This window comes from Escherichia sp. WS568 (assembly GCF_046486085.1).
GTDB classification, from domain to species: Bacteria; Pseudomonadota; Gammaproteobacteria; order Enterobacterales; family Enterobacteriaceae; genus Escherichia; species Escherichia coli.
On record NZ_JBJQMC010000023.1, the window covers coordinates 75,582 to 83,299 of the forward strand.

Here is a 7,718-nt window from a genome sequence, read left to right on the forward strand (position 1 = left end):
GCGAAGTTAGCGACCACCCATAATGGCAATGTAATCCTGCGTCCAGCGACTGTAGGGAACAAACTTGCCCCCTTCTGCTATAGGCGTTTTCCAGAAGGCGATTTTATCGAAATAGTTAAAACCGTTTGTTTCACAACCTTTCTCGCCTAATAACGGACTGGCTTTACACCCTTGCGGCACTACTGGTAGCGAGCCAAACCAGGCCGCCACATCGCCCTGCACTTTTGGGGTTAATGACCAGTTCATCCATTTGTAGGCGCAAACCGGATGTTTCGCTTCGCTATGTAGCATGGTGGTGTCAGCCCAACCGGTAACGCCCTCTTTCGGGAAAACGGTAGCGACAGGCTGGCCTTCGGCTTTCAGGGCGTTGGCCTGATAGGGCCATGCACTGGAAGCAACTACACCCTCGTTTTTGAAATCGCTCATTTGCACGGTAGTGTCATGCCAGTAGCGATGGATCAAACTATGTTGATCGCGCAGCACTTTCAGCACCGCCTGGTACTGTTCTTCGGTGAGTTGATACGGATCGCTGATGCCCAACTGCGGCTGAGTGGCTTTAACGAACAACGCAGCGTCCGCAATGTAGATAGGGCCATCATAAGCCTGAACGCGGCCTTTATTGCTCTTGCCGTCCGGCAGATTCTGCTCAACAAAAACCACTTGCCAGCTATTCGGCGGCGTCGGGAAGGTTTTAGTGTTGTACATCAGCAGGTTCGGCCCCCATTGGTAAGGTGTGCCGTAAACTTTGCCGCCAACGTTAAACCAGTCGCCTTTAACCACGCGCGGATCGAGCGCTTTCCAGTTGGGAATCAATGCGGTATTAATCGGCTGCACGCGTTTGCCCATAATCAGGCGCAGCGAGGCATCGCCGGATGCCGTAACCAGATCGTAACCCCCTTTGGTCATCAGACTGACCATTTCATCGGAAGTCGCGGCGGTTTTCACATTCACCGCGCAGCCTGTCTCTTTTTCGAATTGCGTTACCCAGTCGTATTGATTATCAGTTTGTCCGCGTTCGATGTATCCCGGCCAGGCGATAATATCCAGTCGCCCTTCCGGTTTATCTAAATTGGTAGGCGGTTCGGCGGCGTGAGCGGTCATTATTGTCATGGTGAGCGCACACAGGCTGCTGCGGGCAAAAATCTTGCTCATAAGGTCTTACTCCTGTCGTAATTAATTGTTCAGCCGCCGTGCCGTAAAAATATCTCCTTGTTTAACCATAGACGGCGGCTAGCAGGCACACCTTCGCCCCTGAGAAAATTTAATCAGGTTGTGAGCTACCGCGCATTATGCCCTCTGTAAGGTTATATTCTGGAGTATAGACAAGGAGTTAGGAAATATGACTGCTATTCGAAATTCATATTACCCATCCTGAGAGGAATTAAATTAAACGCTATTACAGCCGTTCTTGAATAAGTTTGCCTAATTGTTTTACCGCCTGTTCTTCACGTTCTCCCCACTGCCACGCGGTATTAAAACGAAAAAAACGTGACCAGTTTTCACCGGTAGAAAACATTTTACCCGGCGCAATACTGATATGATGCGTCAGTGCCACCAGGCTTAATTCTCCTGCATCTAACGGCTCGGGGAGCTCCAGCCAGAGAAAATAACCGCTGTCATTGTGATGAATTTTGACTTCCGCAGGCAGATAACGCAGCAAAGCCTGCCAGGCGCGTTGTTTACGTTCCGCAAGCTGGCGACGCAGACGACGAAGATGAGCATCGTATCGGCGAGTAGAAAGGTAATCCACCAGCGCAAGCTGCATCGGTGAGCTGGTGGAAAGCGTACTCATCAACTGCAAGCGTTGAATTTTACGTGCATGTTTTCCGGCGGCGACCCAACCAATACGAAAACCAGGCACCAGACATTTCGAAAACGAAGAGCAATGCAAAACACCATCGTGGTGATCCCACGCTTTCGCAGGCAGCGGTTTTTCCCGTCCAAAATAAAGTTCGCTGTAAACGTCATCTTCAATCAGCGTTACGTTGTACTGATTGAGCAACGCCACCAGTTGTGCTTTTTTTTGCGGTGTTAAGGTAAATCCGAGTGGATTCTGGCTATTAGTCATCAGCCAGCACGCTTTCACCGGATACTCCTGCAACGCCAGTTCCAGCGCCTGAAGATCGATCCCTTCTTTAACGTCCGTCGCCACCGATAACGCCTTCAGCCGTAACCGCTCCAGCGCCTGCAAAGCGCCGTAGAAACAAGGATTCTCTACTATCACCCAATCGCCCGGTTCAGTTACCACTTGCAAACTGAGGTTTAATGCCTCTAACGCCCCGGCGGTAATGGCAATTTCATCTGGAGAAATAGTGATGCCCTGTAAGGCATAGCGACGAGCAATAGCCTGACGCAGTTCTGCGTTTCCTGGCGGTAAGTTTTCAATCACGCTCATCGCTGTGGCGGTTTTGCTTACCTGCGCCAGCGAGCGGTTTAGTTGTTGGAGGGGGAAAAGTCGCGGGTCGGGAAAGGCCGAGGCAAACGGAACGACCGACGGATCGCGACTGGCCTGCAACATATCAAAAATATAAGTGTTGATATCGACTGCTTCATCTCGAGTGACTGGAATGACTGGCGCTTTCGGCATTTTTATTGCCTGTGGCGCAACGTAATAACCCGACTGCGGTCGTGCGATAATATATCCCTGACTTTCGAGCAACTGATAGGCATGGCTCACGGTCATAAAGCTCATGCCAGAAAGTGCCACCTGGTCACGCAACGAAGGCAAACGATCTCCGGGTTGCCAGATACCCGACGCAATCTGCTCGCGTAATTGTTCTGCAAGCTGCTGGTATTTTTTCATTATCGAATCGTTATTATGTGCAGGTGATTCGGCAGTCTATATCAGTTGTTAAAAATGACAACTTTTCATTAACTGTTATCAAACCATCACCAGTGATAACTCTTTGCCAAGCGCCTTAGCCGCGAGCTGGACGGCGTCGATTTTTGTCGCATGGTGCAAATTAAATAGGCGAGTAATCTCCTGTTTAGGTTTGCCAATTCGCCTGGCTAACTCTTGCTGAGTGATTTCTGACTGTAAAAAAGCATTTAACAGCAATACTTTAGAGGCGACGCTCAAAGGCACTTCAATAAAGTGATCGTGACTGTTTAATGGCGAAGGTAACGGGATAAGCTCGTTATCTTCAAAATAAAAATCAAATGCGGTCAGTAAAGCATCTTTTGCCGCTTCCATCGCTTCAGCAACTGTTTCGCCCTGGGTCAACGCTTCAGGGATATCCACAAAAGAAACCATATAACCGCCTTCCGGCGCGGGTGTAAGAGTGACGGGATAACGCATAATTTCGACTGTCTCTCGCATGTCATTAACCTTTTTAATTGGCGATTAACTCAAACCGAGTTGTTTCAGGATTGCTTTACGCAATGGTTCTTTAATCTCATCGCAGGGGTGACGCGGCATGACACTGCGCCTCCCATGAAACCTCAGTTTTAAATGGTTGCTGCCATTCGCTACATCGACGCCCTGAGATTCGAGCCAACGTCTGAACTCGCTTTGTTTCACATCGCCTCCCTGCCGCTGAGTATATCAACAAAGTAAACATTAGTGTTTACCTCCGTGTGTAATTTGCTCGAAAATAGCACTAAATCGCCGCAACGGCAGAATGCAATGCAAAATCAGGAAGGAAGATTCCAGAATTTCTTTGCGCTAATTTGCAAAACTGAATAATAACCTCAAGAAACGATTGGCATCATAGCGGCAAAAGGTTAGAAAAAGGTGGCGGGATGTTTTCGAAGGCGTTATCGGTTGTCTTATTAACGTGTGCACTGTTCTCAGGACAACTCATGGCAGGGCACAAAGGACATGAATTTATGTGGGTAAAGAATGTGGATCATCAGCTGCGTCATGAAGCGGACAGCGATGAATTGCGTGCTGTGGCGGAAGAGTCGGCGGAAGGTTTGCGCGAGCATTTTTACTGGCAAAAATCGCGCAAACCAGAAGCGGGACAGCGTTGAGTCATTTGTTGCCGGATGCGGCATGACGCCTTACCCGCCAGGCAATATCATGCAGATTTGATGAGTGGTGAGTAACCCGAAAACTGACGTTTTACCCTTTTCGCTTCGGCAATGTTTTCAGCAGATCATCCGGACTTACGGATGCCACTACGCTTCCCGGTAACGGCATTTTCAGTATGTGATTTTTGATTTTGCCAATGACGTGCATCTCGCATGGGCGGCAATCAAATTTCAGCGTTAACACTTCATCACCGTTAACCAGTTGCATTGGCGTTGCCTTCCAGCTTTTGATATTGCCTTTCGCCTGTTTCGGGCACAGATTGAAGGCAAAGCGCAGACAATGCTTGGTGATCATCACCGGGACTTCGCCCTTCTCTTCATGTGCCTCATACGCCGCGTCAATCAGTTGCACACCATAGCGATGATAAAATTCACGCGCTTTCTGGTTGTATACGTTCGCGAGGAAACTCAGATGCGTTTGCGGATAAACCGGCGCAGGATCAGCAACCGGTTTACGGCTGCCGCGCTGGTAACTGGCAAGACGCGCAGCATCAAGCATATCGGCGGCTTCACGGCGGAACTGGTTTAGCAGACTGTTTGGTACAAACAGCGCACCCGGCAAATTAATTTGCACATCGCGGGCGTAATAGATGGTTTGCCCCAGTTTTGCCAGACCATCCTTTAGATTGTTCATTGCTTTTTCGGCGTTATTGGCTTCGTCGAACTGCCCGTCCAGCGTATGCGTGATGCTGACACCCTCTTCACTGGTGAGGGTCAGAATCAGTTGTTCCTGCCAGCCGCCCAGTTCAATGTCTACCGCCACCCGACGTTCGCTAGAGGTTTTTGTCAGTGCCTGCTGCCAGTCATGATCAAGATTACGGTTTAGTGGGTGATGCGGGCGAATTTTGTGCAACTCTGCTGGCATTTCATTGGGCCAGACGCGGTACTGATTTTCTCCGGTTTTCTCTACCGTATTGGCACGAAAACCGACGACTTCACGTTTAATCATCACGTTCAGGCCATCGCCATTTGCCAGTGGTTCGGAAACGGCAACATCGAGATGATCTTTCGCCACTTTCAATACTTCACCCACCGGCAGGCCGATAAATTTCGGCGAATCGAACGCGCCAATATCGCCTTTACGGGCATTCACAAAATAATCTGTGCTACCACGGTGGAAAGTCTTTTCCGTCGATGGAACAAAGAAATGTTCAGTACGACCTGATGAAGCGCGCGCTAGATCGCCACGTTCTTCAATAATGGCATCCAGCATCTGACGATAATGGGCGGTGATATTCTTCACGTAGCTCATATCTTTGTAACGCCCTTCAATCTTGAAGGAGCGTACGCCAGCATCAATCAGCGCGCCGAGGTTGGCAGTCTGATCGTTATCTTTCATCGACAGCAGATGTTTTTCATAGGAAACCACCCGCCCCTGATCGTCTTTCAATGTGTATGGCAAACGGCACGCCTGCGAGCAATCGCCACGGTTGGCGCTACGCCCTGTTTGCGCATGAGAAATGTAGCACTGACCCGAATAGGCCACGCACAGTGCGCCATGAATAAAGAATTCAATGGTCGCGTCCGTGGCCTGGTGAATCGCGCGGATCTGCTCAAGATTCAGCTCTCGCGCCAGCACAATCTGCGTGAAGCCAACATCAGAGAGGAACTTCGCTTTTTCTACTGTACGAATGTCGCACTGCGTACTGGCGTGCAGTTCAATCGGCGGAATATCAAGTTCCAGAATCCCCATATCCTGAACAATCAGCGCATCGACGCCGGTCTGATAGAGGTCGGTAATCAGCCGTTGTGCGGGTTCCAGCTCATCATCATGCAAAATGGTGTTAAGCGTGACGAAAATTTTTGCACCATAACGATGGGCAAACGGCACCAACTCGGCAATATCTTTCAGGCTATTACTGGCATTATGACGGGCACCAAAACCAGGTCCGCCGATATAAACAGCATCGGCACCGTGCAAAATAGCTTCGCGGGCAATGGCGGCATCGCGTGCCGGGCTTAACAGTTCAAGTCGATGAGAAGATACGGTCACATTCTTATCCAGTAGCTGAAAAATGGCTGCTATTTTAGCCACAAGCGCGACGTTGCGAAATAGTTTTCCCGCTTAACTGCGCGGGTAATGGATGAGGGAATGAAAATGTACGGTTTGCTCCCCACCATTACGATAGATATGCGTGACGTCTGCAGCAAATCGAACGCCTTCCCCACAATTAAGGCTCTGCCATTCACCATCAACGCACAGATCAAGTTGTCCATCAATGACGACGACATGTTCGATTACCCCCTTCTCATGGGGCGTCGATTCGCTTATTGCACCAGATGCCATCTGAATCGAGAAGTGTTCAAAGCAGAGTTGTGGATCATAAGGAAACAGCGAAGTGATCACCATCGCCTGCTGTTGTGGATCATAAACTGAAGGTGTAGCGGACTGCGGCGGAGAAATAAATGTTGAAAATGGTACGTTCAACCCGGTGGCAATTTTCCATAATGTCGCGACCGTCGGGCTGGATTCATTACGCTCAATCTGCCCTAACATTGCTTTAGAAACGCCCGTCGCTTCGGCCAGTCGCGAAAGACTCCAGCCGCGCTGCTGGCGTAGTTGTTTAAGTGTGGTGGATAAAAAGCGAGCGAGATTTTCCATGCGACTCCTCCGGCAAAACGGAAGTTTATCACTTGTGCGTTATAACGGACAAATGCTACGGTGCCTGTACGCTATAACGCACGAGGTGACTATGCGTCTGTTTTCTATTCCTCCACCCACGCTACTGGCGGGGTTTCTGGCGGTATTAATTGGCTACGCCAGTTCAGCGGCAATAATCTGGCAAGCAGCGATTGTCGCCGGAGCCACCACTGCACAAATCTCTGGCTGGATGACGGCGCTGGGGCTGGCAATGGGCGTCAGTACGCTGGCTCTGACATTATGGTATCGCGTACCTGTTCTCACCGCATGGTCAACGCCTGGCGCGGCTTTGTTGGTCACCGGATTGCAGGGACTAACACTTAACGAAACCATCGGCGTTTTTATTGTCACCAACGCGTTAATAGTCCTCTGCGGCATAACGGGACTCTTTGCTCATCTGATGCGCATTATTCCGCACTCGCTTGCGGCGGCAATGCTTGCCGGGATTTTATTACGCTTTGGTTTACAGGCGTTTGCGAGCCTGGATGGTCAATTTACGTTGTGTGGCAGTATGTTGCTGGTATGGCTGGCAACCAGGGCCGTTGCGCCGCGCTATGCGGTAATTGCCGCGATGATTATTGGGGTCGTGATCGTTATCGCGCAAGGTGACATTGTCACAACTGATGTTGTCTTTAAACCCGTTCTCCCCACTTATATTAGCCCTGATTTTTCGTTTGCTCACAGCCTGAGCGTTGCACTCCCCCTTTTTCTGGTGACGATGGCATCGCAAAACGCACCGGGTATCGCAGCAATGAAAGCAGCCGGATATTCGGCTCCTGTTTCGCCATTAATTGTATTTACTGGATTGCTGGCACTGGTTTTTTCCCCTTTCGGCGTTTATTCCGTCGGTATTGCGGCAATCACCGCGGCTATTTGCCAAAGCCCGGAAGCGCATCCGGATAAAGATCAACGTTGGCTGGCCGCTGCCGTTGCAGTAATGCCAGTCAGTTAAGCAACTGACTGGCTCTTTTTCGGGGCTGTGGGGTATTTCCAGGGCCTCTCCTTTACCACTCTCGGGAAGGCCCTTTCCCTTCTTGTCGGTAAT

General features: G+C 50.1%; 8 protein-coding genes and 1 pseudogene. 2 read left to right on the plus strand and 7 right to left on the minus strand.

The features are described 5' to 3' along the window. Positions 1-6 precede the first annotated feature (6 nt). The 4 genes from ydcS to hicA all read right to left on the minus strand — a co-directional run bounded on the left by ydcS (position 7) and on the right by hicA (position 3,520). Positions 7-1,152 carry a putative ABC transporter substrate-binding protein YdcS gene (gene ydcS / locus ACJHWR_RS20830; RefSeq protein ID WP_000034364.1) on the minus strand — a complete coding sequence of 382 codons (1,146 nt, stop codon included), beginning with the start codon at positions 1,150-1,152 and terminating at the stop codon, positions 7-9. 244 nt (positions 1,153-1,396) lie between these two features. Continuing rightward, the gene (locus tag ACJHWR_RS20835) at positions 1,397-2,803 is read right to left on the minus strand and encodes a PLP-dependent aminotransferase family protein (protein ID WP_000760611.1); all 1,407 of its coding nucleotides are present in this window, start codon (positions 2,801-2,803) and stop codon (positions 1,397-1,399) included. A 78-nt stretch (positions 2,804-2,881) separates the two neighbouring features. Continuing rightward, positions 2,882-3,298, minus strand: coding sequence for a type II toxin-antitoxin system antitoxin HicB (gene hicB / locus ACJHWR_RS20840; protein ID WP_001270286.1), 417 nt, complete (start codon positions 3,296-3,298; stop codon positions 2,882-2,884). A 45-nt stretch (positions 3,299-3,343) separates the two neighbouring features. After that, on the minus strand, positions 3,344-3,520 hold the full coding sequence (gene hicA / locus ACJHWR_RS20845; protein WP_000813794.1) for a type II toxin-antitoxin system mRNA interferase toxin HicA: 177 nt from the start codon (positions 3,518-3,520) through the stop codon (positions 3,344-3,346). Positions 3,521-3,741: 221 nt separating this feature from the next. Here hicA and ACJHWR_RS20850 point away from each other — a divergent pair, with 221 nt between their 5' ends. Further along, on the plus strand, positions 3,742-3,972 hold the full coding sequence (locus ACJHWR_RS20850) for a DUF2554 family protein (RefSeq protein WP_000491567.1): 231 nt from the start codon (positions 3,742-3,744) through the stop codon (positions 3,970-3,972). Between the two features lie 91 nt (positions 3,973-4,063). Here ACJHWR_RS20850 and rlhA read toward each other — a convergent pair whose 3' ends face one another. Beyond that, positions 4,064-6,025 carry a 23S rRNA 5-hydroxycytidine C2501 synthase gene (gene rlhA, locus ACJHWR_RS20855; protein WP_012311648.1) on the minus strand — a complete coding sequence of 654 codons (1,962 nt, stop codon included), beginning with the start codon at positions 6,023-6,025 and terminating at the stop codon, positions 4,064-4,066. 72 nt (positions 6,026-6,097) lie between these two features. Further along, positions 6,098-6,634 (minus strand): DNA-binding transcriptional regulator SutR, encoded by a 537-nt coding sequence (sutR, locus tag ACJHWR_RS20860; protein ID WP_000429154.1) that lies wholly within the window; start codon positions 6,632-6,634, stop codon positions 6,098-6,100. Positions 6,635-6,686: 52 nt separating this feature from the next. Here sutR and ydcO point away from each other — a divergent pair. Beyond that, positions 6,687-7,607 (plus strand): annotated as a pseudogene (gene ydcO, locus ACJHWR_RS20865) (BenE family transporter YdcO); the annotation flags it as partial. Between the two features lie 14 nt (positions 7,608-7,621). Here ydcO and ACJHWR_RS20870 read toward each other — a convergent pair. Continuing rightward, on the minus strand, positions 7,622-7,718 hold a 97-nt coding region (locus ACJHWR_RS20870), incomplete at its 5' end, for a hypothetical protein (RefSeq protein WP_223963258.1).